General features: G+C 46.4%; 25 protein-coding genes and 1 pseudogene. 23 read left to right on the top strand and 3 right to left on the bottom strand.

All coding sequences use genetic code 11. From position 1 onward, the window contains the following. From FE296_RS01810 to FE296_RS01825, 4 genes and pseudogenes are all read left to right on the top strand, one after another. A pseudogene (locus FE296_RS01810) lies at positions 1-633 on the top strand (DUF5704 domain-containing protein); the annotation flags it as partial. A 107-nt stretch (positions 634-740) separates the two neighbouring features. Continuing rightward, positions 741-2,039: a WXG100 family type VII secretion target gene (locus FE296_RS01815; RefSeq protein WP_223868737.1), complete on the top strand. Its 1,299-nt coding sequence runs from the start codon at positions 741-743 to the stop codon at positions 2,037-2,039. A 3-nt stretch (positions 2,040-2,042) separates the two neighbouring features. Next, the gene (locus FE296_RS01820) at positions 2,043-2,522 is read left to right on the top strand and encodes an immunity protein YezG family protein (RefSeq protein WP_150364116.1); all 480 of its coding nucleotides are present in this window, start codon (positions 2,043-2,045) and stop codon (positions 2,520-2,522) included. A gap of 690 nt (positions 2,523-3,212) precedes the next feature. Continuing rightward, positions 3,213-3,962 carry a pentapeptide repeat-containing protein gene (locus FE296_RS01825; RefSeq protein ID WP_223868738.1) on the top strand — a complete coding sequence of 250 codons (750 nt, stop codon included), beginning with the start codon at positions 3,213-3,215 and terminating at the stop codon, positions 3,960-3,962. Positions 3,963-4,246: 284 nt separating this feature from the next. On the opposite strand, the gene FE296_RS01830 is transcribed toward FE296_RS01825, so the two are convergent. After that, positions 4,247-4,825, bottom strand: coding sequence for an NAD(P)H-dependent oxidoreductase (locus FE296_RS01830; protein WP_150364117.1), 579 nt, complete (start codon positions 4,823-4,825; stop codon positions 4,247-4,249). A 189-nt stretch (positions 4,826-5,014) separates the two neighbouring features. Continuing rightward, positions 5,015-5,605: a TetR/AcrR family transcriptional regulator gene (locus tag FE296_RS01835; RefSeq protein WP_124116720.1), complete on the bottom strand. Its 591-nt coding sequence runs from the start codon at positions 5,603-5,605 to the stop codon at positions 5,015-5,017. A gap of 172 nt (positions 5,606-5,777) precedes the next feature. Here FE296_RS01835 and FE296_RS01840 point away from each other — a divergent pair, with 172 nt between their 5' ends. From FE296_RS01840 to FE296_RS01905, 15 genes are all read left to right on the top strand, one after another. Further along, positions 5,778-6,749 (top strand): aminoglycoside phosphotransferase family protein, encoded by a 972-nt coding sequence (locus FE296_RS01840; protein ID WP_223868739.1) that lies wholly within the window; start codon positions 5,778-5,780, stop codon positions 6,747-6,749. 18 nt (positions 6,750-6,767) lie between these two features. Beyond that, positions 6,768-7,766, top strand: coding sequence for a glycosyltransferase (locus FE296_RS01845; protein ID WP_124116718.1), 999 nt, complete (start codon positions 6,768-6,770; stop codon positions 7,764-7,766). A gap of 298 nt (positions 7,767-8,064) precedes the next feature. Further along, positions 8,065-10,092: a BglG family transcription antiterminator gene (locus tag FE296_RS01850; RefSeq protein ID WP_150364119.1), complete on the top strand. Its 2,028-nt coding sequence runs from the start codon at positions 8,065-8,067 to the stop codon at positions 10,090-10,092. Then, on the top strand, positions 10,055-10,519 hold the full coding sequence (locus FE296_RS01855) for a PTS sugar transporter subunit IIA (RefSeq protein ID WP_124116716.1): 465 nt from the start codon (positions 10,055-10,057) through the stop codon (positions 10,517-10,519). The genes FE296_RS01850 and FE296_RS01855 overlap by 38 nt, the downstream gene beginning before the upstream one ends. A gap of 57 nt (positions 10,520-10,576) precedes the next feature. Next, positions 10,577-10,894, top strand: a complete 318-nt coding sequence (locus FE296_RS01860) for a PTS fructose transporter subunit IIB (RefSeq protein WP_124116715.1) — start codon at positions 10,577-10,579, stop codon at positions 10,892-10,894. Between the two features lie 16 nt (positions 10,895-10,910). Continuing rightward, positions 10,911-12,002 (top strand): PTS fructose transporter subunit IIC, encoded by a 1,092-nt coding sequence (locus tag FE296_RS01865; protein WP_150364120.1) that lies wholly within the window; start codon positions 10,911-10,913, stop codon positions 12,000-12,002. A gap of 59 nt (positions 12,003-12,061) precedes the next feature. Then, positions 12,062-12,970: a ketose-bisphosphate aldolase gene (locus FE296_RS01870; RefSeq protein ID WP_150364121.1), complete on the top strand. Its 909-nt coding sequence runs from the start codon at positions 12,062-12,064 to the stop codon at positions 12,968-12,970. Between the two features lie 191 nt (positions 12,971-13,161). Then, positions 13,162-13,446, top strand: coding sequence for a YesK family protein (locus FE296_RS01875; protein ID WP_124116712.1), 285 nt, complete (start codon positions 13,162-13,164; stop codon positions 13,444-13,446). Between the two features lie 111 nt (positions 13,447-13,557). After that, positions 13,558-13,719 (top strand): hypothetical protein, encoded by a 162-nt coding sequence (locus FE296_RS32600; protein ID WP_017691697.1) that lies wholly within the window; start codon positions 13,558-13,560, stop codon positions 13,717-13,719. Between the two features lie 98 nt (positions 13,720-13,817). Next, the gene (abc-f, locus tag FE296_RS01880) at positions 13,818-15,896 is read left to right on the top strand and encodes a ribosomal protection-like ABC-F family protein (protein ID WP_150364122.1); all 2,079 of its coding nucleotides are present in this window, start codon (positions 13,818-13,820) and stop codon (positions 15,894-15,896) included. A 269-nt stretch (positions 15,897-16,165) separates the two neighbouring features. Then, positions 16,166-16,633, top strand: a complete 468-nt coding sequence (locus FE296_RS01885) for a hypothetical protein (protein ID WP_150364123.1) — start codon at positions 16,166-16,168, stop codon at positions 16,631-16,633. Continuing rightward, entirely contained in the window at positions 16,633-16,917 is a 285-nt protein-coding gene (locus tag FE296_RS01890) for a hypothetical protein (protein WP_036671603.1), read from the top strand. Before FE296_RS01885 ends, FE296_RS01890 begins: the two co-directional genes overlap by 1 nt. A gap of 4 nt (positions 16,918-16,921) precedes the next feature. Continuing rightward, positions 16,922-18,325, top strand: a complete 1,404-nt coding sequence (locus tag FE296_RS01895) for a glutathionylspermidine synthase family protein (RefSeq protein ID WP_150364124.1) — start codon at positions 16,922-16,924, stop codon at positions 18,323-18,325. After that, entirely contained in the window at positions 18,307-18,711 is a 405-nt protein-coding gene (locus FE296_RS01900; protein ID WP_124116708.1) for a DUF350 domain-containing protein, read from the top strand. Before FE296_RS01895 ends, FE296_RS01900 begins: the two co-directional genes overlap by 19 nt. Positions 18,712-18,769: 58 nt before the next feature. Further along, a complete protein-coding gene (locus tag FE296_RS01905; RefSeq protein WP_036671600.1) occupies positions 18,770-19,717 on the top strand; it encodes a nucleoside hydrolase in 948 nt (315 codons plus the stop codon). A gap of 77 nt (positions 19,718-19,794) precedes the next feature. Here FE296_RS01905 and FE296_RS01910 read toward each other — a convergent pair whose 3' ends face one another. Further along, positions 19,795-20,262 carry a heme-degrading domain-containing protein gene (locus tag FE296_RS01910; RefSeq protein ID WP_150364140.1) on the bottom strand — a complete coding sequence of 156 codons (468 nt, stop codon included), beginning with the start codon at positions 20,260-20,262 and terminating at the stop codon, positions 19,795-19,797. A gap of 239 nt (positions 20,263-20,501) precedes the next feature. Here FE296_RS01910 and lspA point away from each other — a divergent pair, with 239 nt between their 5' ends. The 4 genes from lspA (at position 20,502) to FE296_RS01930 (ending at position 24,398) form a co-directional block, all read left to right on the top strand. Next, positions 20,502-20,993: a signal peptidase II gene (gene lspA / locus FE296_RS01915; RefSeq protein ID WP_124116706.1), complete on the top strand. Its 492-nt coding sequence runs from the start codon at positions 20,502-20,504 to the stop codon at positions 20,991-20,993. A gap of 496 nt (positions 20,994-21,489) precedes the next feature. Further along, complete coding sequence (locus FE296_RS01920; protein WP_411860553.1) at positions 21,490-22,680, top strand: ABC transporter substrate-binding protein; 1,191 nt, start codon at positions 21,490-21,492, stop codon at positions 22,678-22,680. 24 nt (positions 22,681-22,704) lie between these two features. Continuing rightward, positions 22,705-23,571, top strand: coding sequence for a carbohydrate ABC transporter permease (locus FE296_RS01925; RefSeq protein ID WP_036606633.1), 867 nt, complete (start codon positions 22,705-22,707; stop codon positions 23,569-23,571). Next, on the top strand, positions 23,571-24,398 hold the full coding sequence (locus FE296_RS01930; RefSeq protein WP_150364125.1) for a carbohydrate ABC transporter permease: 828 nt from the start codon (positions 23,571-23,573) through the stop codon (positions 24,396-24,398). The genes FE296_RS01925 and FE296_RS01930 overlap by 1 nt, the downstream gene beginning before the upstream one ends. Positions 24,399-24,723: the final 325 nt, after the last annotated feature.

A 24,723-nucleotide genomic window follows, 5' to 3' on the forward strand; every position in this document is an offset into this window, starting at 1 on the left:
TTTGTCATTCTCAATGATCGGTTACGTCAAGTACCTTCGGAACAGCTACGAGATACGGCGACCTACAAATATAATCGTTATGGTGAGATTCATCCAGGGATGATGAGTGAACGTACGTATCAGGAGTATTACCGCGATAAATTCACGAAGATGAAAACCCCTGTAGGCGGATACAGTCTGCTGCTGATGCCGGAGCAATTACGTACGTTTATCGGACCCAAAACGAATATTCCGACGAACGCAAGTGCGGATGTACTCCGTGCAAATGCTGCCATTCAGCAGTGGTATGGAGAGTATAGTCTGCCCGCCGAGCCTTACGTGGTTCAAGCAGGAACCAATTTGGCAGAGTATGGGCGTACCCATGGTGGTTTGGATGCAAAGTCACCCATCTTCTTGAAGAACGGTTATATTGTTGTGAACTTTAACTTGGAGTCGATCCAGGAAGGGAACCTGGGGGCTCCGCATCTGCAATATATCCATGCACCGCTGATGAACCAATGGTTGCTGGAAGGATTTCAGCGTCAAGTCGAAGATAGCTACGGCAACTCGTTCACTTTAAGGGACGGAGACGTGGTGTTCTACCATGCTGATCGTTCCAGCCGAGATGATTTCAGTGCACAGGTGCCACATTAAGCGAGAATATACAGTTAAAATAAGCCCGAAATAGGCTGAACGTTTAGAACACAATAGGTTGAAATAAGCAAGAAATAGAGTCCGGCATCGGACAGATGGAGAACGCGATGAGTAGAATACAAGTAACCCCGGAGCGTTTGTTTGAAGCCTCACGAGAGGTTGAACGGACTCGCGCGCAAATGGGAGATACACGAGAGGAACTCGTTCGATTGATCCGCTGGATGGAATCGATGTGGTCCGGGATGGTACGAGAACGGTTTTTAGAACGATTTGAAGAAACCCAGCCTCGCATGATCGAAACGCTGGAGCATTTGACCCACATCGCGAAAGAACTTCGAGACATTGGTGTCCGTTTTCAGCAGGCAGATGAGATGAGCGGGGCAGCAGTGGCAGGTAGCGTAGCTACGATGTCGATCGGGCTGAAAGCAGCGAATAGTCCTAGCAATAAGGGATATCGAATGGTGTATAATTCTCAGTGGCATATGTGGCTGCCGGTTAATGAGAAGGGTGTGACGGACCAGGCAGCTCTTCAGGCGTTTGAAAAGGATAAGGGTAATTTAGATATTAGTACGTTGAATCAAGGCCCCGGTCCTGTCGAACCAATAGATCAGGATCTGATCCAGTTACAGATTGAAGCACTGGAGTTGCGGGTTAACCCGTTTACGGGAGAGCCTGTCACGGACTCTTACGCTAAGATGATGATCGCATCTCTGAAATGGAGCCAAATCGTAGGCGGGATTGGGCTGGTCGTTGGAAGTGCGAAAGGCAGCAAAGGTCCATATAAAGGTCGCGGAACCAGTGCAGCATTGGACAAAGTGAAGCAAACGATTCGGGATGCGAAGGTTAAGAGAGAGAAGTCAAGCAAGGGTGCTAACGGGATGGGGAAAAGTGTAACTCCCTCCCCAGTGTATCAAAAGGTAAACTATGGCGATCAATTTACAAAGAAAGGTAGAAAAAAGGTTTTAAAAACGAATGTGGAATACACATCACCAGATGGTTATACTTATCGTACGGATAGCCAAGGGCGTATTATTGAAAGTGAAGGAACACTTGTGCTTGGCAAAGGAGACCGCAGCGAATATGCACAGAGGACAGTAGGAAAAGGACAAGGCAGACAGCTTGACGATGACGGTGGACATTTAATAGGAGCACAGTTTAAAGGACCAAAAGATATTGATAATCTAGTCCCGCAAAATAGTCAAATTAATAGAAGTGGTGGGAAATGGTATGAGATGGAGACTGAGTGGTCGAAGGCTCTTCATGAGATACCACCTAAGAAAGTTACAGTGAAAATTGAACCAATTTATTCAGGTAGTTCAATGAGACCAGATTCATTCAAAATTATCTATCAAATTGGTAACAAAAGGCCAGTTACTAAACGAATATTAAATAAAGTTGGAGGTTAATTAATGGAACAAAAAATGAACGAATTATATAGAACAATTGCAGAAATCATAGATCAAATGATACCAGTTAAGTGGGAGGACTTTTATTTTAATGGTGAAGTGGAAAATGGAGAAGGCGGAGTCTTTTTTTTCTTTAAGCCTGAAAATGGGAGAGAGTATATTTATTCTCTTGATATTTTAAATAGATACAATGTTAATTCAGAAGAATATAATCATTTAGAGACTAAATTGTTTGAAGTTACAAATGAGTTGAAAAATTTATTTTTAAACGAAGGACAGGATCCATGGTTTTCAATAACCATGAAGCTTACATCTAAAGGGAACCTAAATATAGAATACGATTACACGAATTGGGGCGAATCCAACTTTGGCCCTTCAGACAGGTTAGAATATTGGGAAAGTAAATATCTGAATCATATTCCACAAGAAGAGAATGACAGAGTGAAAATTGAGAAAATGAAAGAGTTCGAAGAAGTGAATTAGATTATTTTTCTTTGGTAGTAGGGGGTTACACAGTGCTGAGTAACTAAGTGTCAAACAGCAGTTTTAAATTCGATTGTGCGCACATCAAATCCTTTAAGTTTACAACATAAATAACGTTATCGTGCTTTATTAGCAGGTTAATTATGGTATTTAATACCGTGATTAATCTTTTTTATTTTGTATTTGGAAACAAGCACAACTTAAAAATATAATCGAATAGCGAAATTCCTCCGAGGATGATGAGTGAACGTATGTATTCAGGAGTATTACTGGGATAAATTTACGAAAATGAACCCCACGTAGAGATACAGTCTGCTGTTGATGCCGGAGCAATTACGTACGTTTATCGGACCAAAAACGTTGAAGGGACGGGAAAAGGCCATAAGCCCGACCTTTATGATAAGGATGGAAATTATACGGGCGGTAGAACGCAAAAGGAATTAGATAATTTAGCAGGCGATCCTTCACATGGCGGAAAAAATAGGGATCAGGGTTTGAAAGAAAGAGAAATAGGACTAGACTTGGCACAACGAGGAAAACTAGGGAAGATAGTACGTGATCCACAAGGAGACGGATGGGCAGAATTTATTGATACAACAAATAACGTTAAATGGGACGTTGTAAAGTTTCGTATCATTTCCAAATGGTCATACTTCACCTAAGGAAGGCGCTTTTACAGTAAATAACGGAATGAAGGCAATCAATAAAGAAATGAATAAAACTTACAATGTCATTGTGGATAGAAGAGACGTGATTCCTGAACATGTAGAACAGTTAAAAGAAGCAATTAAAAAGCTGGAATATCAGATAGGATTAGCTGGTATCCATAGGGGATTAGGTATGACAGATGATATTAAAGAAACTATGACTCGATTAGAATCACACCGCCTTTGGCTTGAAACTGTTGGGAAACAAGGCGAAAAACTAGGTATAGATGAAATTGATTTGCGAAATATGGATTTGTCACAATACCCATTAGACCAAGCATATATAACAGCTTGTACCTTTGATGGCATGAACTTAAATCACAAAGATTTCTCTTCATCTTTACTAAGTTCATCAACTTTTATATCTACATATTTGGAAGGGGCAGACTTTTGTAAATCTAATGTCTCGTATGCGGACTTCACAAATGCCAATCTTAAAGCTGCTAGACTTTCTGATAGTGAATGTATCGAGACTGTGTTTGTTCAAGCAGATCTATCAGATGCTAATTTAGTAGCTGGTCTTTTTGATGAGACAGATTTTCGCAATGCAATATTTTTTAATGCTGATTTGCGGTTAGCTACGTTTGAAAATGTATTGCTAAAAGGAGCTAAATTAACCGGGGTTCGGGGGCTGGAAGAGGCTTTTATAAAAAGCATCAATATTGGGACGCCAGAACAACCAAAAATTCTAGTAGGTGAAGAAGCTAGAAAATGGTTACAAGATAATAAGTAGACCCTTTACAACAGTAAAGATTAGTCGTACAATAAACGACCAACAATGCCATAATATGAGCTAGCCGCCCGTATTGTGGTCTTTTTTTATCCTCTATAAGCACTATAATGAAATTACTAATAACCTTATAGCATTGAACAGGTCAATTATAATTAGATACTCCCATAATTGACCTGTTTTAGTTAGCGTCGTTTTATACAAAACAAACTCAGCAAACAGCGTTTTGATTAAACTTTACTTTCACACAATGTAGCTGACCATGGCGACGATGGATATCTACTCAGTTACCCCATCTTCCGCCCAAGCAGCTCAATCTTATCCAGCCAATTCTTTCTCTGTTCATCTGACTTCTTACCGACTTGATCTACAGTTGTTATCTGCACAGGTTTGATGCCTGTCAGCGCAAAGGTGGAGATTTTCATCATTTTGTGTGCGGGCTCACCTTGGAACCATTTGAAGTACCAGCTAGGACCATCCATCGTGGTGATCATGCGAGCGGTGCGGCCTTTGAGCAGCTGATCCGGGAAAGGTTTTCCTTTTTGATACTTGAAGGCATAACCTGGCATAAAGATCCGGTCGATGAAACCTTTCAGCAGGGCAGGCGGTCCTCCCCACCATATTGGGAACACCCATACGAGATGCTCAGCCCACTTGATTGCATCTTGAGCTTGTAGCAAATCTGGTTCAAGTGGAAGTTTATTACGATATCCTCCCTCCAGATTCATGTTGAATGCCAACTCGTTCAGGGTGATCATGCGGACGTCGGCACCAGCCTGCACCGCACCTTTGCGGTACGCCTCGGCGATTGCGCCGTTGTAACTGGGTGAGACGGGATTGCCTTGAATAATTAATATTTTTTTCATGGAAGATGACACGTCCTGACTATTTTAGTTAATGAACACTAACCTCGTGTGCAAAAAGAAAAGGTCACGTATGACCCGGTGATCCATCGGTATATCCTGATGGTATGTTGACGATTCTCTTTTTATAACGTGCAACTCTGAACCTTACTTGGTGTTCTGCGAGGTCAGAATGGTTGCCCCTCTCCAGTTCTACTCTTGAGGTACTTGCCCCAACATCAATGAGAGTCGGTGAACGGTTTCCCCGGTGTAGGGTACCAACGACTCTGGCAATTCACCTTGCATACTCGAGACTGCCATACGTGTAATCGCACCGATCACCAGAACGGCTGTGAGCCGTGAATCCTGCTGAGGAAGTTCGCCCCGCATCATTCCCTGATCGATGAGATCCATTAACGCATCCAATGGTTGACGGTAATCATCACTGCTTCCTACTTCAATGAATATTTCATGATTCTGTGAAATCAACAGCAGTCCATAGGGATCTTCATCATGCAGATGGAGAACCTCAGTAACCAGTTGCTTGAAGCGTTCCAGCACCGGACCTTCCTGGCGAACATACCCGTCAATCAGTGAAGTATAGTCCGCGCAGTATTGGGTGAAGGCTTCCAGGGCAACGGCATCTTTGTTTTTAAAATGTTTGTAGATCGCCGCATCGGTCACTCCGGCGGCGTCACCGATCTCTTTGACGGATATGCCGTCAACGCCTTTGGTTGCGAACAAGCGCATCGCCGCTTGTAAAATATCTTTCTTTTTACTATCCACATGAGGTTTGTTCTTCATAATCGTATAGTAAGTGATTACTAACTAAAATGCAACAAGCAATATTGAAACTCTAAATGGAGACAATGAATAAGCGCTTACGAACAAAGCTTGCAGGCTTGAGAGAGGCAACGTATGATGAATAGAAATTAACATCGGAGCAGCAGGAAGAACGAAACGGATGGTGGATTGCGTGAACGAAGAGTTGGATGCATACAGCTGGGTGACGCCCGAAGGAATGCTGAATGATCACTATATAACAAGCCGCGAACAGTTGTATAAAGGAATGAACGGACGATATGTGGAGCGATTCACTATTCCTACCGGGGGGAGTTATATTTTCAAGCCGCTGACGAATCCTGCACAGCATGGACGGGAACGATGGATGTACGAGCGCGTATTATCAGGGTTAGCACAGATCTATCCGCAACTCATTGCAGCGTCGGATCTTACTATTGCACCGGCACAGAGTTGGATGATCTATGAGGATCTGGGGCAACTGGTGCATGATTCGCGAGAGGCGACGATGCTTGATGCAGCGGCACATATGGCAGCATGGCATGCATTGCCTGTTACGGATTGGAGTGAGCTGCCTCGCGTAGGTCAGAAACCGCCCATTCGCACGATGCTGGATGAGTTGCAAATGCATAGGCAATTTACCGATGAACTGTTATCTAGATTGGGTATGCAGCTATCCGCATCCGATTGGGACAAGATCTCAAGGTTGATCCTCACGGCAGAAGAAGAGCTTCCTACTGTTCTGTGTCACGGAGACCTGCATCCCGGAAATATGGCGGAGGTGGACGGCAGACTGGTCATATTGGACTGGGAGCATGCCCATCTGAATACGCCGCTGTGGGACATGTACCATCTGGTAGATCTCTCGCATCCGCTGTTTCCCAGAACGATTACGCCTGCTTTGCGAGAGCGGGTCATAGACATTTATTTGGACAAACTAGAGAGCCTGGGCGTGCAGATTGAACGGGATTCTTTTGCAGGATGGTACAACGCCTATGCTATTGTATTCTCACTCTGGATGCTGCGTTTGATTGATGGTGACCTGAGAAGTGAGGAATGTGTGTGGCCGAAGGAACAGTTGCGTAACCAGTGGCATGAGGCGGCAGCGACGCTGGAACAGTGCATGAAGCACATGGGTGAGGAATAGAAATGAGGGGTGAGAAGCTTGCGTAAAGTCGGACTTGTTATGCGTAAAATTCAATTCACAGAAGCACAGGGGCCGCGCGTATTTGCGGATCGACTGAAGCAGATTGGTCTGGAGCTGGGCGTGGATATTGTTTTCATCTCGCCGGAGCGTCATGTCAGCGGATACGACTGGTTGCCAGGTTACGAGCATGAGAAAGGTGACCTGGTGAACTACGATATCGTGCTGGATCAGATTCATAGCCAAAATATAGAGCATGTCATCTACACCGTATCCGGGTTTACGTTTTTGAAGATGTTCTTACCGAAAAGCGTGTTGTTCCCCCACAGTTTTCCCGATCCCGCGCTGACGGGATATGAGATGATGAAGCCATTTTATACGATGGTAGACAAAGCAATTGTGCAGACCGAGTTTTTGAAAACAGAACTGGGTCGCAATTTCGGTGTACATGACGTGAACGTCATCCCGATTGGTTTTAGCGAAGAGCTGGCGAACCGACATTATGACCCGAGCCAGGTCGTGCATAATCGGGTGCTCTGGATCGGGCGGGATGAGGCGAACCGTCGCCCGGATCTAGTTCTGGAATATGCTCGGCAGAACCCGGACAAGGAAGTATATATGGTGTTTGGCGGTGTACGCTATAAGGAAACCATGAAGAAGTACGACATTCCTGCCAACGTGAAGCTGAAGTTTGCGCTCACACAGGATGAGATATTTACGTTGATGAACTCATCCAAGGTGTATTGGAACTGTTCAGCCTTTGATACGTTTGCGATGCCGCTGACGGAAGCGATGGCGATGGGCAAAATGGTTGTGAAGCCGGAGCACGCTTGCTACGGTCACATTCGATCCACGCATGCCTTTGCAGGCAACGAGGATAACTGGTTTGAACTGGTGAACATGGCTGCGGCTGCGCCGCGCAGTGTGTCAGAAGACAACCGGGAGTATGCCTTTGGTGCTTTTTCGCGCACGAAGATGAAAGAAGGGTACCGCGAATTTTTTGCTAACTGGTTGAAGTGATGCCATATGTATGCAGATATAAACGGCTTGAGGCTCCGGTAAATCAACTTGAGTAATAAGGGTAGGACGAGCAACGTAACACATTCAGTCGGTGAATCGAAAACAGAGACGAAAAGGCTTCTAATCGGGTAGGTATTCCGATCAGGAGCCTTTTCGTTATACCTAAATCAACGGGTGCTCTGATAGCGATCAACAGGGGGGTATATTATTTTGACCCGAATGAAATGGACATATTTTAGTATTTAACAAAAAAAATACGAGTGTTATGCTGTGAGCGTAAGGAAGGAGTGATCCTCAGATGAAAGCGCTATCTCCGAGAGAATATCAGATTTTGCATTTTCTATTGGAGCGTAGGGATTTCGTTCCGGTCAAAGAAATAGCCGGTCACATGAACTGGTCGGAAAAAACGATTTACAGGGAACTAAACGCCTTGGAACACAATTTGCATATTCGCGGCATTCGCCTCGAACGGAAGCCGGGAAGAGGTATTGCGCTGGCTTTAACCCAAGAACAGACGATGGAGCTGAGAAGAACGCAATGGGCTTCGGGAAAAAGGGTGGTGACAACCCTTTCCGTAGAGGCGAGGAGAATCAAAATATTGACGAATTTATTATATGATTCTCCTGAGGAAACCTCGATTAACAAGCTGTCAGAAGAATACTTTATCGGCAAGGCATCGATTGTGAATGATCTCAAGGCCATTGAAGAACGAATTGAACCCTTTCAGCTCCGACTGGAAAAAAGCCAGCTCGGTACCCGTCTGATCGGTTCAGAGATTAACATTCGCAAAGCCATGGCTTCTCTCATTAATGAACTTGTGAGTGAAGAACGGGCGGGAGAACAAGAGCATGAATCTCGGATTGATGGTAACACACTAGTTGAGTTGATAGAACATTTTGGCTGCGATTCAGTTCAAGGGATTCAACGTATTCTGGAAGAAACCGAGCAGCAATTAGGATATACCATAGGCGATCCATATTATATCAACCTGCTGACTCACCTGCTGATTTGTATCCGCAGACTGAAGAGTGGCAAGGTCATTCGATTGGCTGACGGCATTCCTGATCATCCCGTAACTGATCCTCATGTGCATTCCATCGCAAAAGCCATGGCCAAGCGAATCAGTGAGCTATGCGGATTGGAATTACCAAGTGAAGAGATCTATTTCATCTATCAATATCTGATTTCATCAGGCATGAGTGTTCCGTCCCTTAATCTTGAGTTGTCTGGTCTGATGGACAAGGTTTGTCCAGAGTCTAAAGTGATGGTCAAGGAATTAATTCAGACTGTATCCGGGATGATCCGGCGTGATCTCACAACAGACGAACAATTGTACAAGGGTCTGATCATTCATTTCAAACCGATGCTGAATCGTCTAAAATACAACATTTCCATTAATAATCCTCTGCTGGAGGATATACGTAAGGCGTATGCCGAGATATTCTCTCTGGTCCGTTTGGGGATGCTGCCCATGGCCCAAGCCTGCGGATTGAATTCGTTTAGTGATGACGAGATAAGTTACCTGGTCCTTTATTTTCAGGCATCCATTGAGAAAAGCAGTAAAAAGAAAAGAGTTATTCTGGTCTGCTCCACTGGAATAGGGACATCTCACTTGCTGAAAAGCCGGATCAATCGTTCATTTCCCGAATGGGAAGTCGTTGATGTCATTTCGACAAGCTGGTTCAAGCGTATGGAGGATTGGACGGACATTGATCTGATTATATCAACCGTGAAACTGGAGCATCATGACTTGCCAGTTGTGTATGTCTCGGCGCTATTAAATGACGCGGATGTCAGCTTAATAAAGGCGAAATTTAACGAGGAGAGGTTGAATCAACATCAAAACAGGGTGTTTTCGTTTCCACTGCTCAGGGCCTACATCCACCCATCTTATGTACAGATTGAAACGAATACGAAGGAACAATATACAGAAGGTACAGCATCCCGTCTGAAGCTGTTTGCATCCATACTCCAACACGTAGGCGCTAATCTGGAGAACCGGACATTTGCCGAGGCTAAGCTGAATAACCATTTGTCGGTTTTCCTGATCCGCAGTGATGTGAATGTCAATCCCATCGTCGGTTTTAATGTCATTCAAGGCGAACCGACCAATTGCAAATTGGAAATTGTAATCGCTTTCTTCCAGGATGGGCCACTAACTGAATTATTGATAGAAATACAGAGCTTGTTGATGTGCAGGCGCATGTATGAACAGATCATGAGAGTAACTACACCACAGGAGCTTTTCGAGATATTACAGTCCAAGCACGATCAGGAGGAGGACCATTATGGATATAACCAAGATTATCAACGAACGGTTGATTAAGCTGGATCTAAAAGCACGAACCAAGGATGAAGCCATCGAGGAATTGGTGGATTTGCTTGCAAAGGAAGGTGTCCTTTCCTCCAAAGAAGAGTTTATCAAAGACGTCTATTTAAGAGAAGAAGAGGGTCAGACTGGCCTGGAGAACCACGTTGCTATCCCTCATGGCAAATCGGCGGCGGTCCTCAAGACCTCCCTCACCATCGGACGAACAGAGCATCCGCTTGAATGGGAGACCCTGGACGGCAAACCTGTCCATGTCGTTATTTTGTTTGCTGTAAGGCTTGTAGACCGGAATACAACCCACATGAAGCTGTTGGTCCAAGTTGCGAGTATGCTCGCTGATGAAGAGGTACTGGAACGTTTGATGCATGAGTCGGACTCGGCCCAGATTATGGAGCTGTTTGCTAGCAGAGAGAGCGTATCGTAGAACATGGCAATTCAGGATTTTAATATGGAGCACAATACATCATTTGGAGGGATTCTGATGAACATTGTAGCCGTAGCCGCGTGCACTGCTGGTATTGCCCACACGTATATTGCCAAGGAAAAATTGATCAAAGGTGCAAAAGCGCGTGGTCATGAGATTAAAGTAGAGACCCAAGGCACCATAGGAACAGAAAACGAGCTTTCCAGGGAAGAGATTGGGGCAGCTGATGTTGTCATTGTGGCTGCAGATATCAAAATCGGTGGAGAAGAAAGGTTCAAAGGCAAACGGATCATTCGAGTCAAAACCGAGACGGTCATTAAAGCCCCGATTAAATTCATTGAAAAGGTGGAGCAGTCTTTAGGGGTATCCTCATAACAAGGGAGGCAGGGCGATGAGCGCAAAATCCAATCACGCAGGTTCAGTCATCAAAGGTCATCTGTTAACAGGCATTTCCTATATGATTCCTTTGATCGTTGCTTCAGGGCTGTGTATCGCGCTGGGACAAATTCTGGGAGGAGCCGATGTGGGCAAGGCGGAAGGTACCATTCCGTATATGATTAACCAAATCGGCGGTTGGGGCATGGGGCTGGTTGTCCCTTTAATTTGCGCAGCGATTGCTTATTCGATCTCGGACCGTCCCGGAATTGCTCCAGGATTAATTGTTGGTTTTATATGCAGTCAGATTCAAGCGGGGTTCATTGGTGGGATGCTGGGCGGATTTCTGGTGGGTTATGTCGTACTCGGTATCCGTAAATATGTGAAGCTGCCAAAGTCCATGCAAGGATTAATGCCTGTTCTCGTTATTCCGTTTCTGGCTACATTGATCTCTGGTTTAGGTATCTTTCTTGTCATTGGTCAGCCAATTGTCTGGTTACAGGACAGTCTTACCCATGTGCTTGAATCGATGCAGGGGGGGTCCAAATTTGTTTTAGGTGCCATTCTGGGCTTGATGGCCACCTTTGATTTCGGGGGGCCTGTTAATAAAACGATGTCACTGTTTGCTGATGGGATGCTGGTCCAAGGTATCTATGGGCCTGAGGCTGTCAAGTTTGTCGGCTCCATTATTCCACCATTAGGGATTACCCTATCGTATTTCCTGACGAGAAACAAATATACGGCAGCAGAAAAAGAATCGTTAAAGGCCGCATTCCCGATGGGAATCTGCATGGTCACGGAGGGTGTCATTCCGATTGCGGCAAGGGATCTGATCCGGGTGGTGACTTCCTGTGTCATCGGCTCAGCGGTAGCTGGTGGATTGATTATGATCTGGGGCGTTGAGGCTCCGGTGCCACACGGGGGATTATTCGTTGTTCCCCTCTTCACCCATCCATGGTTGTTTATGTTGTCTCTTCTCATTGGAACCGGAATCTGCGGTGTAACCTTATCTTTATTAAAGAAGCCAGTTACGGTGATGGATGAAGAATTCGACGATACCGAAGACGAAAGCGTAACCTTCGATGACATTGTGTTCAAGGTGGAGTAATACCCGCCATATAGATAGCGCTTACATTTTATTAAACCAATCTAAAGGAGATGTGTTTCATGTTGATTACGATGAAGGAGCTACTTAAAGTAGCCAAGGAACACCAATTCGCGGTGGGAGCATTTAACGTGGCAGACAGTACATTTTTGAGAGCTGTGATTGAGGAGGCGGAGCACTCCAATTCCCCGGCAATCATCGCCATTCACCCGACGGAGCTTGAATTTTTGACGGATGAATTTTTCGCATATGCCAGCCAGCGTGCACATGCCAGCCATGTTCCACTGGTGATCCATCTGGATCATGGGGGGTCCATTGCTGATATCATCCGGGCGATCAAGTGTGGATTTACTTCTGTCATGATTGACGGTTCTCTGCTCCCTTATGAAGAAAATGTGGCTATTACTAAACAGGCGGTGGAGCTTGCACACGCCGTCGGCGTATCTGTTGAGGGGGAATTGGGAACGATTGGGCAGACCGGTAATTCTATCGAGGGCGGTGTATCTGTAGTAACTTACACAAATCCGGCCCAGGCGGAAGATTTTGTGGCACGTACGGGTATCGATACATTGGCGGTGGCCATCGGTACAGCCCATGGCATATATCCCAAACATATTAAACCGGAGTTGCAAATGGATATTCTGAGAGAAATCAATCAATTGGTAGATATCCCTCTCGTTCTGCACGGGGGATCCGCAAATCCTGATCAGGAGGTTTCCGACTCTGTTCAGTTGGGGATATGTAAAATCAATATTTCCAGCGATATGAAACATGCATACTTCAAAAAAGCCCGTGAAATTCTAAGCACGACGGAATTATGGGACCCAAATGCCATTTACCCGGACTGCATTGTTGAGGCTCAAAACGTCATTCGTTATAAAATGAATCTGTTCAATTCCGTGGGTAAGGCAGACTTGTATAAAGGACTGCTTTATGAGCAACGTCAGGCTGAAAGTGTGAGCCTTTACTAAGCCTGCTGGCAGGAACAAGGCATCATAAGAAATATGCCAATTGGATATCATGAAACCTTCCTGAAGCCCACCATTTACGAATTTCATTTATCGTGAATGGTGGGCTTCATTATATGATAAACTCTACACGTATCAGAATGCCCAGCGTCCATGTGTATTCGGAGAATGTGTGAAGAAGGAGGGGAGCATGAGTGAAAGGCCTTATTATATTAACACTCCTTGTTTGGGTCGCATTATTGCTGATTGAATGGCTTATCTACCGGTTGCAAGGACGCCGAATGACGTGGGTACAATATATATTGCCATGTGTGGCCTTGCTCGGCGGTGCCGTCGTAATCATGATCAGCATCGATATTGGCGGGTGGAACGGCATCGGATATGCCCTGCTTGGCGTATCGCTGGGTACGGCGGGAATGTTAACACTCATTACGGTGGCGATCAGGGATGTGGTGCTTCGGCGACGGGGCAGAAATTAATCAGAGTAGTAGCTGCTGTGCAGTACGGATGAATTGGGCGATGGGATGGTTGCAGGAATGCATTCGTCTGTGATATATTGACATTAATTATGACAAGGGAGGTGAAGACAGGTGAATCACGAGATGCTTAACAACCGTATTAGCCAGCTGCCGATTGCTATGGCTGGCATTGTTCATACTTTTCTGACCAACGGGAGAAGTCTGTCCAATTTTGAATATACGGAAGTTAACATTTGCGAGAAGATGCCTGCCTTGACCTCATTCGGACGATAAGCGATATTGCTTGAATTCTGAAGGGCCGCGGAGCTAACCTCCTGCGGCTCTTTTTGTGTTGCGGTCAGGATCTTCCATACCATAGGAGGAACCTTATTATGATGATGATTAGCGCGCAACAACTGACTCAATACCACGGAGCACATCTGGTGCTGGATGGCATTACGTTTGAAATTATGGAAGGTGACAAGGTCGCCCTGATCGGCCGTAACGGAAGCGGCAAGACCACACTTATGCGCCTGATGGCAAGACTGAACAAGCCGGATGAAGGGCAATTGATGATAAAGAAAGATACACGAATGGGATATGTGGCTCAGGTTCCAGAAGGATTGGATGAACATACCGTACTGGATGTACTGAGTCTTGGATTCAAGGAGCTTATGATATGTCGCACGCAAATGAAGGAAATGGAGCAGCAGATGTCCGATCCGGCATGTGCAGCAGACCCTAATCAATTGGAGCGCTTGTTGAAACGTTATGCGGCACTGCAAGACCAGTTTGAGCGTGAGGGTGGATACGAAATGGATGCCCGGATCGATCAGGTGGCGAACGGTCTGGATATCGCCAAGGCACACTATGGTTGGCGCTTCGGTTCCTTGTCCGGTGGGGAGCAGACTCGGGTGGTGCTGGCCTCGCAGCTAATCGTAAAACCCGATCTGTTATTGCTCGATGAGCCAACGAACCATCTCGATCTGGAGCGGGTCGAGTGGCTGGAAGGATTTTTACGAGAATATCCCGGCACCATTGTCCTGATCTCGCATGATCGCTATTTTCTGGATCGGGTCGTGAATCGAACACTGGAGCTGGAGGATGGAGAAGCGGAAACGTCTGCTGGCGGTTATACGGAATATATGAAAGTGAAGGAACAACGGCTGTTGCAGCAATTCGAGGAGTTCAAGGAGCAGCAGAAGGTTATCAAAAAAATGAAGGAAACAATCCGCCAACTGGAGGAATGGGGTCGTGTGGGCGGCAATGAAAAGTTCTTCCGGCGGGCCGCTTCCATGCGCAAGGCGCTGGAGCGGATGGAACAGGTGAAGCGTCCTGTCCTGGAGCGCCGCAATGCCGAATTCGATGTGCGTCCTACGGATCGAACGGGTAAGCGGGTAGCGGTATTGGAACAGGTCGAGAAGAGCTATGGTGAGCGTGAAATCCTGCGCGGAATCTCGGGTCTGCTGGAATATGGAGATAAAATTGCACTCATTGGACGCAATGGCTCCGGCAAGACAACCCTGTTCAAGCTGTTGCTTGGTGACGAGCAGCCCAATGCGGGCAGGCTGGAGTGGGGGGCACGCGTGGATGTAGGGTATCTGGCTCAACAGGAGGAACCTACGAATCCGAAGTTGAACGTACTTGAATACTTCCGTCTGGAAGCAGGCGTGGAAGAGGGAGAAGCTCGCGGAATACTGGCTCGATACCTGTTCTATGGAGCAGATGTATTCCGCTCTGTCGGGCAATTATCTGGTGGGGAATGGACGCGTCTGCGGCTAGCTCTTCTGGTGCAACGCAAACCCAATGTACTGCTGCTCGATGAGCCAACCAACCATCTTGATATCGCATCGAGAGAAGCGCTGGAAGAGTCGCTGGGTGATTTTGAAGGTACCGTACTTGCCATCTCACATGATCGGTATTTCGTCAATCGCCTCGCTTCCCGTGTCTGGGAACTGGAGGACGGTCAGATGACCGCTTATCTGGGAGATTATGAGGCGTATCGTGAGAAGAAACTTGATTTGCAAGCTCGTGCGGCGGCGACAACTCAGGCTACAGCAGGCGTGGGCGTTTCTTCTCGTGGGAACGCCAAATCAGAATTGAAGTCAGGTTTAACGTTCGCGTCGAGCGGGACTGCCAGATCAGGGAAGCAACCAGAAGCAACCTCGACATTGAACGGTTCCACTGTTGCGGCTACCGATGGAAGTCGTGATTATGAAGTTTCTACTAAATCAGGTAAGGCGTTGACTCCTTCAGCAGCAGTATCGAAACATAGAAGTGGCAATGGTAACAACCAGTCTGCAGAGAAGCTGGAACAGACGTTGGCTCGTCTTGAGGCAGAGATTCAGGTGCTGGATCAACAGTTGGAAACGGTGCAGAACAATCCGCTTGAACTGGAACAAATCTGGAATGACCGGGAGCAATTGTCCACTGAATACAATAATGTATTGGCCCAGTGGGCTGAGTTATAAGTCCGAATGGCATGAGCATAAGATTGAACAAGCGAGGTCGGAGAATCTTCTCCGGCCTTTTTGAACTGAATTGCGTACCAAAAGTAGAAAACAGTATGTTATTTCCTGCTTCGTTAATCGGAGAACGAAGGTAGCCAACATGTTCTTTATTACATGTCATAGTGAATAGTGTAACTTTTTTCCTTCTGATGCGTTAAATACGTTTGTATGAATTGAAACGGCTCACCTAAGAGCTCGCAAAAAGGGAGGTTAACGGTATCTATTATTCATTGACGTATCGGAGTTGGTCAGATGATCGACAGGCGGAGACAGGGGTGCTGGAACAGACTTCAGTCACGCGTGATGAACTATTCATGCGCAAACTGGTGGATGCCACCTTGGTGAGAAACAAACTCTGGGCGCATCTGTCCAATGAATGCCAGGATGGGCGGGAACATGCAGTATATGTAACGGCATATGAGCAACAGATGCCGGACGAGTACGGTGCAGCCATTGCGGATGCTGCGCTGGCCATGTGCAAAATGTCTTCCATGTATAGTGCAGAGTACATGTTGTGGAATGGAAGTTCATTTCAGGAGTTGGAACTCACAGTATCCTCCACCTATACGATGGAGCTTGCAGAGCAACTGCTGGATCATTACATGGTTCGCGGTGGCAAGACGTATGAATTCCTGTATTCCGTGCTGGATGCGGATCGCAAGAAAGTGTTGTTTTATATGAAAGAGGTGGATCTGTAATGAGTGACCAAGAGCGGGGGCAAGCATCGAAACCCGGATCAAAAGCAAAACTGGTTGCTTTCTCCCTGATGCTGGCGGTTCCTGCCGTGTTATCCGGTTGTGGCAGCAACAATGATGAATGTGACCCGGAATATGATACCGGATGTGAATATGATTCCAGCAGTGGGCACTATTACTACGGCGGGTCGTCGTATCGAAGCAACAAGGACAGTAACAGCTCCTATAGCAAATCCAAGTCCAAATCAAGCGGCTTCGGTAGTTTCTTCCGCAGTTCGGGAGGATAACCGGATGAGGCAAGTGGTTCAACTGCCGTTTAGTCACGAAGAGGTATTTCAGGGCGAAACGGAACAACAGATTCCATATCATCGAATGTATGGGAAGCAGTATTGTGTGCCTGCATTGACGGTCTATTCTCCCTCGGAGGTAGAAGAGCTGCGTGCCGCAGCCGAGGCGGTAGACGGCATTTACTGTAAAGTGATGCGATTTATCCAGCAATATATGCCGGATTCCTTTTTGGAGCATCAGCTGGGTATCCATCCCGGGCTTATTCCGACGGCACGTATGGAGATGGTGACTGGAGGAATTACCCGCCAGGACTGGATTATCGGAGAAGCTGGGCCCAAGTGTATTGAAAATAATACGGACACTCCAACGGGCATACCGGAGGCTGCTGCATTGGAAAATATCCTGGTCGGTCTTGCTGAGCCTGCCGCGTTGATTGCACCATCTGCCGAGATGGATGCACGTATTCAGGCGTGTTTCAAGATGTGGCTGGAATTCTATGCAGAGCAAGGATTGCAGGGTCCGGTGACGTTCACTTCTTTTGGTGAACATGTCGAAGATCGAACAAATACGGAATACCTGATGAGACGTTGTCAGGAAGCGGGATACGAAGTTTTCTATGCTCCACTGGAGGAACTGGAGATTGTCCCTGGGGAGGCGCTTTACCATCAGGCTCGGGAGATCAACCTGCTATACCGTCTCTATCCGCTGGAGTATCTAATCGATGATCGGGATGAGACGACAGGCGTGGAGATTGGTGCTGCGCTGCTTGATCTTGTACGGGAGGGACGACTAGGTCTAATGAATCCGGTTCAGCATGTACTGATGCAGAGCAAAGGCTTCATGGCGGCAATCTGGTCGCTCTACGAGCGTAACGAGCAAACCCCGGAATATTGCGGGTTTACCCTCTTTAATGAAGCAGAGATGGACGTGATTTCCCGATATCTGCTGCCCACCTATTTTTCAGCTGAGCCTTTCGAACTGAACGCTATACCATATGTAGCCAAAAGCTATTGGGGGCGCGAAGGCAGAGGAACTCTTTTGCTGGATGGAGGAACGAACAATGCCTTTGGAAAGCAGGATATGGAGCATCCTCTTAACGAGACGCTGGAATCCAATCTTGCAACTGCGACAACAGACGAGGATGAAGAGGTTACAGCTTATTACGAAAACCAACCCAAAATCTATCAGCAGCTGGTTCCGATGGAACAGGTCGTGATTGAGACGGAAAATGGAGCGTACAGCGGTTATCTGCTTACAGGGGTGTTTGTTATCGGTGGGCGTTTGGCTGGGGTGTTACCCAGGGTCGGGGAGAAAGTAACCGGAGATATGGCCTATTATTGCGCGGCTGCGGTTCGTGAACGGATGAATGATGAGGAGGAGAAGAAGGAATGGAGAACTTGGGATTGAACTTGCTGAATGTTGTGGTGGGTATAGGCATTTTGCTGGTGGTATTGGTATGTGGATATTTTGCTTTTAGCAGATTGACCCGGTATAACGATAGTGAAGAGATCGCGAAAGGAAACGAAGCGGCAGGCATGTACATGGGCAGCAAATTGCTGGGACTGTGTATTATTGTGGGCATGGTATCTTTCTCAACGCATTCGTGGTTGGATATGCTGCTGTGGTCGGCGTTTGGAATTATTGTGCTGTGCCTGGTCTATATTATATTTGACTTCCTCACGCCCAAAATGCGAGTTTGCGATGAAATCGCACGAGGAAATATGGCGGTAGCGCAGCTGCTGCGTTCGATTATCATCGGCGTTTCCATCGTCATTGGTACGTTTTTGATGTAAAATAAGACATAGTGTTTTATAGAATGTACTATATAAATGGAAGAAGGAGCGCGGCATCATGAGAAGAGTCATCATCGATACAGATACAGCAGGAGACGATACGATTGCGATCCTGACGGCATTGCATCACTTTCAGGTGGAAGGCATCACGATCACGGGCGGTAACGTACAATTCGACCAGGAGGTTGAAAATGCCCTGTACACGGTACAGGTTGCTGGACATGGCGGCAAGGTGCCTGTGTATAAAGGATGCGAGCGTCCGTTAATGGCCTACGGTAAAGCTCAGCACCGCACAGTGGAAGACGTGCATGGCGATGATGGCATGGGCGGCGCGCATTTCCCGAAGGCGGATCAGCGTCCCGAGAGCGGGCATGCGGTTGATTTTATCATTGAGAAGGTGCATGCACATCCGGGTGAAATTGAACTTCTGGCAATTGCCCCGCTGACCAATATTGCGATGGCGATTCAGAAAGACCCCACGATTATTCCGGAGATTGCTCACCTGTACATCATGGGCGGAACGAATAATGCACTGGGCAATATCACACCGGCGGCGGAGTATAACTTCTACGTGGACCCGGAAGCAGCGAAAATTGTACTGCATGCAGGGATCCCGATCACGATGGTTGGCTGGGAGATGTGCACGCAATATTCAGTGATGGATGATGACGATCATGCAGAGATTGCAGCTCTCGGTACATCAGGTGCAGATTTCTTTACAGCCATTAACAAAGTGGTTATGCAGTTCAACAAGTCGGTACATAAACTCAATGGCACCACTCATCCCGATACGTTGCTGATGGCTGTAGCCGCGGATGAATCCATCATGACCAAGTCGGGTCAATATTATGTGGATGTCGAAGCGGCAGGAGAGCTGACACGCGGATACAGTGTGGTTGATATTAACGGACGTTTTGGCAAAGAGCCGAATGTACGTGTCTGTGAAGCCATTGATCGGCCGAAATTCAAATCTATGCTTCTGGACGTTCTCTCAGCGATCCAATAAACGCAGTAATTAAACTGCAGGAAAAAGAAGAAAATCCGTGCCTATCCCAGGTACGGATTTTTTTTGCTCATTTTAATCTAACCTTGCTGCAACAAAAACGTGCGAATTCCTGTCGTGACCAGATCATGGTCTTCCTCATCAGGCAGACCCGATACTGTAATGGTGCCGACCTGTCCCTCATTTTCCAGAATCAGCGGGAAAGCGCCACCAGCCAGGACATAATCAGATGCAGGCAGATTGAAGTCTTGCTCAAGTGTCTGATTTTCGCTTCTCAACCGCAGAGCTGTATGCCAAGAGCTGGAGGAGAAATGATTCACCACGTTGTTCTTGCGGCGAATCCAGTCTTCGTTGTCGGGATGAGTGCCTTCCATAGCATGCAAAAAGAGACGATGTCCTTTCAGGGTTATGTCGATGGTCACGGCTTGGGAACGACGCTTCCCTTCTTCGACCAGATGCAGGCCAAGGTTAAGCGCCGTTTCAGAATCAAATGTGCCAAATACCAAGTTCTTTTCTTCCTGCTGCATTTCCTTTAATTTCTCTGTCATGATCAGGTTCAAATTACAGGCAGCCCCTTTACATATTGATTGATGTCTACATTCGACATAGATTGGTGTAGTCCCTTCTGGATGCAGTCTGATCGATGTTAGTGGACGTTATTTGCGTGGTTGAAGACGGCTCATTTGGAGACCGTACATCGGCTGTGTTAAAGTGAAAGGAACCTAATATACTCAAAACTCTTAAAGTTAAAATAAGTTATCGCTAAGTAGGCAGGAGGAGAAGCGCGATGCTGTTTTATTTTGTAGCACTGCTGGTGACTTTGGTGGACCAGGGAACCAAGATTGCAGTGAGGATGTATATGGAAGTTGGCGACGTCATGAGACTGGGTAACTCGGGCATGCAGTTACAGCATTACGAGAACAGTGGAATGGCGGGCAGCATGTTTCAGGGAAATGCGCGTTTGTTCGGTGTGATTGCTGTTATGTTCATAGCGGGCATGCTGTATTATCGGAGTAAAGGTGAGATTCGCGGTTTCTGGATGCAAGCTGGCGCGGGTTTTATGGTCGGTGGGGCTTTAGGAAATGCGATCGATCGATTTATCTATGCGCGGGTAACGGATTTTCTCGTGTTTCCGTCAGGACGCGGGATTTTGAATCTCGCGGATGTCGCAATTAACATCGGTGTGGTCATGATCATCATCGGCATGTTGATTCGTGCATATCAGAGTTATCGAGCCAAGCGTTTACGCAATGCTTTGCCGAAAGCAGAACGTTCGTAACACGTGGATAAAAGCGTTACAGTGGGTGAATATAAGCTTAATAAATAAGGGACATTGGATATCATCCAGTGTCCCTTATTTATGCCCAATTCAGGTCGTGGGAAGAAATGCCTTGATTCATTTTTACCGAAACCGTTTTAGGAATAATAAAGGCTTGTATAGCCAACGCTCATAGTATGAGTTGGTGGAAGGATTAACCAAATGGTTATTTCACCACCTGAATGGGTAAATCTTTACGTATATAAAGTGAAACTAAGATATACACGAACACGGAGAGTGCAGAACCAATCTGAAGAAGCGAAGCGTGCGTGTTTATCACCGGATTTTCCCTTTGAGGAAGGGAATCAAAAAAATCTGGTGATAACAACGATCGGAAGATGGTGCTGCAATCGGAGTGACACCGTGTAAATCACATTAGTTCAATTTTTAAAGCTGAGGGAGGTACAACATGAGAACAACGCTTACCAAGGCTCTCGGGACAATGTTGCTATGCGGAATGATGGCTGTACTTCTATCTTCCTGTACCAGTGGGGATAGTGCGAATGGCAAAGTGCAGATTGAATTTTTCCAGAACAAGCCTGAAGCCAAAACAACCTTTGACGAATTGATCAAAACGTTTAATGCCGAGCATGACGATATTCAGGTGACACAGGTGAATCCGCCAGATGCGGAGACGGTCTTAAAAACGCGTGTCGTCAAAAATGATATACCGGATATTATGGCCATGGGTGCAACCGACACCTATTCCATTCTTGCCCAGAGTGATATTTTCACCGATCTGACGGATAGTTCATTACTCCAGACGGTTGATCCGAACTACATACAAATGCTGAAGGATCTCACAGGCATGGACGAAGTGACAGGTATTCCTTACGCGACTAATGCAAACGGCATCATGTACAACAAAACGTTGTTTAAGGAAATGGGATTGGACGTACCCAAGACGTGGGATGAACTCATTGCGACCGCCCAAAAGATCAAGGATGCAGGTGAGATTCCATTTTATTTCACATACAAGGATGATTGGCAGACGAGTCTGCCCTTCAATGCACTGGCCTCCAATCTGGTCGGTATTGATTTCTACCAGGAGCGGCGCGATAACAAAGTGACGTTCAAGGAGAAGTACCGCGAGGTAGCTGAGAAGCAACTGGAACTCATGAAATACGGTCACGGCGATAACTTTGGTAAAGCTTATTCGGACGGTAACCGTGCTTTCGCTAATGGTGAAGCTTTCATGTACATCCAGGGAACCTGGGCCATCTCGGAGATTCGCAAAGCGAACCCAAATGTAGACATCGGTTTCTTCCCATTCCCAACGGGCAACGATGCAAGCGAGATCAAGCTGGTGAACGGGATCGACTCCCTTTTTACCATTGCAGCAGATACGCCTAATCGCGAGCAGGCAGAGACGTTTATTGCATTTCTATTAGAGCCTGAAAATATCGGAAGATATATTGACGAACAGACGCTGTTCTCTGCGGTAGAAGGCGTGAAGCAGGATGATCCTGCGGTACAGGAATTGATGCCATATATCGAGCAGGGCAAGGTTATTGACTTTCCCGATCACTATATTCCGGCTGCGGTGCAGCTGAATTCCATCGTACAGTCCTTTTTGCAGAACCAAAACATCGACAACTATCTAGATACACTCGACAAAGAATGGGACAAGGTTGCTAATCGGCGCTAAGCCTTGTCTGAAGGAGGATGGAGTATGAACAAGCGTATCGCACCTTATTACTGGATGACGGTTCCGGCGGTTGTATTGTTCTTTGTATTTATGACCCTGCCGGCCCTCCAGGGCATCTATTATTCATTTACGAATTATAACGGATTCGGGAAAGAGTATGATTTTGTTGGTTTTAAAAACTATTTCAACTTGTTCCAGGACGACAATGTAGGTAACGCCTACTGGTTTACGTTCAAATTCGCGATCGTTGTGACGATCCTGACCAATATTCTGAGCCTGCTCATTGCACTCGGGCTGAATGCCAAGATCAAGTTCCGTAACTTTTTCCGCGGCATCTACTTCCTGCCCAATATTCTGAGTGTACTGATCGTAGGTTACATATTTAACTACCTGTTCTCCAACGTATTCCCGATCTGGGGACAAAATCTGGGCATCAACGCGCTATCCACGAACATACTCGGCAGCGAGAGCCTAGCTTGGATCGGTATCGTCATTGTTGCAGTATGGCAATCGGTGGCCCTGAATACGATTCTATATTTGGCTGGTCTGCAAACGATACCAACGACACTATACGAGGCATCCAACCTCGACGGCGCAGGCAAATGGCGTGAATTCTGGAGCATTACTTTCCCGCTTATTGCCCCGTTCTTCACCATTAATATGGTGCTGGCGATGAAAAACTCACTTATGGTCTTCGACCAAATCGTAGCCTTGACTAACGGTGGTCCCGGACGGGCGACGCAGTCCATCTCTCATCTGATCTACACCGGAGGATTTGAAGGCGGCGAATATGCATATCAATCTGCGAACTCGGTTATTTACTTCATCGTTATTGCGGTGATTTCAATTCTGCAAATCCGGTTCCTGCAAAGAAGGGAGATGGATCTGTAATGAGAAGCCGTACACGAATCAATTGGCCCGTTATGCTGCTCGTTGTGCTGGGTACCCTGTTTATCCTGTTCCCACTTTATATGACCGTTACGATTGCTTTGAAAAATCCGGAACAGATGACCCAATCGGTCTTTGCCATTCCGACCACACTTCACTGGGAGAATTTCGCGAGGGCCATCGACATGACAAACTTCTTCCAATCGTTCCGTAACAGCGCAATCGTTACCGCATCAACCGTGCTTTTGACGTTGCTCAGTAACTCGATGGTGGCCTATGCCATTGCACGGAATATGGAGAAACGCAAGTTTTTCAAAGGGCTGTATTATTACTTCGTTAGTGCGATGTTCATTCCGTTCCCGATCATCATGCTGCCGATTGTTAAGCTGACCGCATCGCTGGAGATGACAAATCTGGTAGGTCTGATTCTGCTGCACACGGTCTATGGTCTGGCATTCAACGTATTTGTGTACGTTGGATATATCCGGTCCATTCCGGTAGCGCTGGAGGAAGCGGCATTTGTAGATGGGGCGACAACCTGGGGTACATTCTGGAAAATTATTTTCCCGCTCATGGCGCCCATCAGTGCCACGGTTGGTATTCTGACCTGTCTGTCCACGTACAACGACTTCTTGCTGCCACTCATTATTATCAGTGATCCGGGACAGTACACGCTGCCGCTGGTACAGTATGTATTCCAAGGGCAGTTCAATACCGAGTTTAACCTTGCGTTTGCATCCTACCTGCTCGCGTTGCTGCCGATGATTATCATCTACCTGTTTGCACAGAAGTGGATCATCAACGGGGTTACACAAGGGTCTGTAAAATAACCGAAGTTATGCTAAAGAAAAGATTATGTGTGAAGGAATATGAACCAAGAGAGTGGACTCTAAGAGTCCACTCTCTTTTTTTGATTCTTGTCATTTGGCGTTTGGGAACTGTCAGAAGGATTGATTAACCTGTAAAACTATGCTATTTTTTAGTCGTTAGTTTAATCGATAAACAAAGACGATGAGAAGAGGGGATTCTGGTTTCTTTTTTTTGCAAGCGCTTTAATAAGAAAAACTGAATACGTAGATAAATCCGGCATCGTTTGTACCCAGTCTTCAAGAGCACGGGCGAAAAGTGGTGGGTTCTTTTACATGCCAAAAAGAG

Source organism: Paenibacillus sp. UASWS1643, assembly GCF_008693195.1.
Taxonomy (GTDB): Bacteria; Bacillota; Bacilli; order Paenibacillales; family Paenibacillaceae; genus Paenibacillus; species Paenibacillus amylolyticus_B.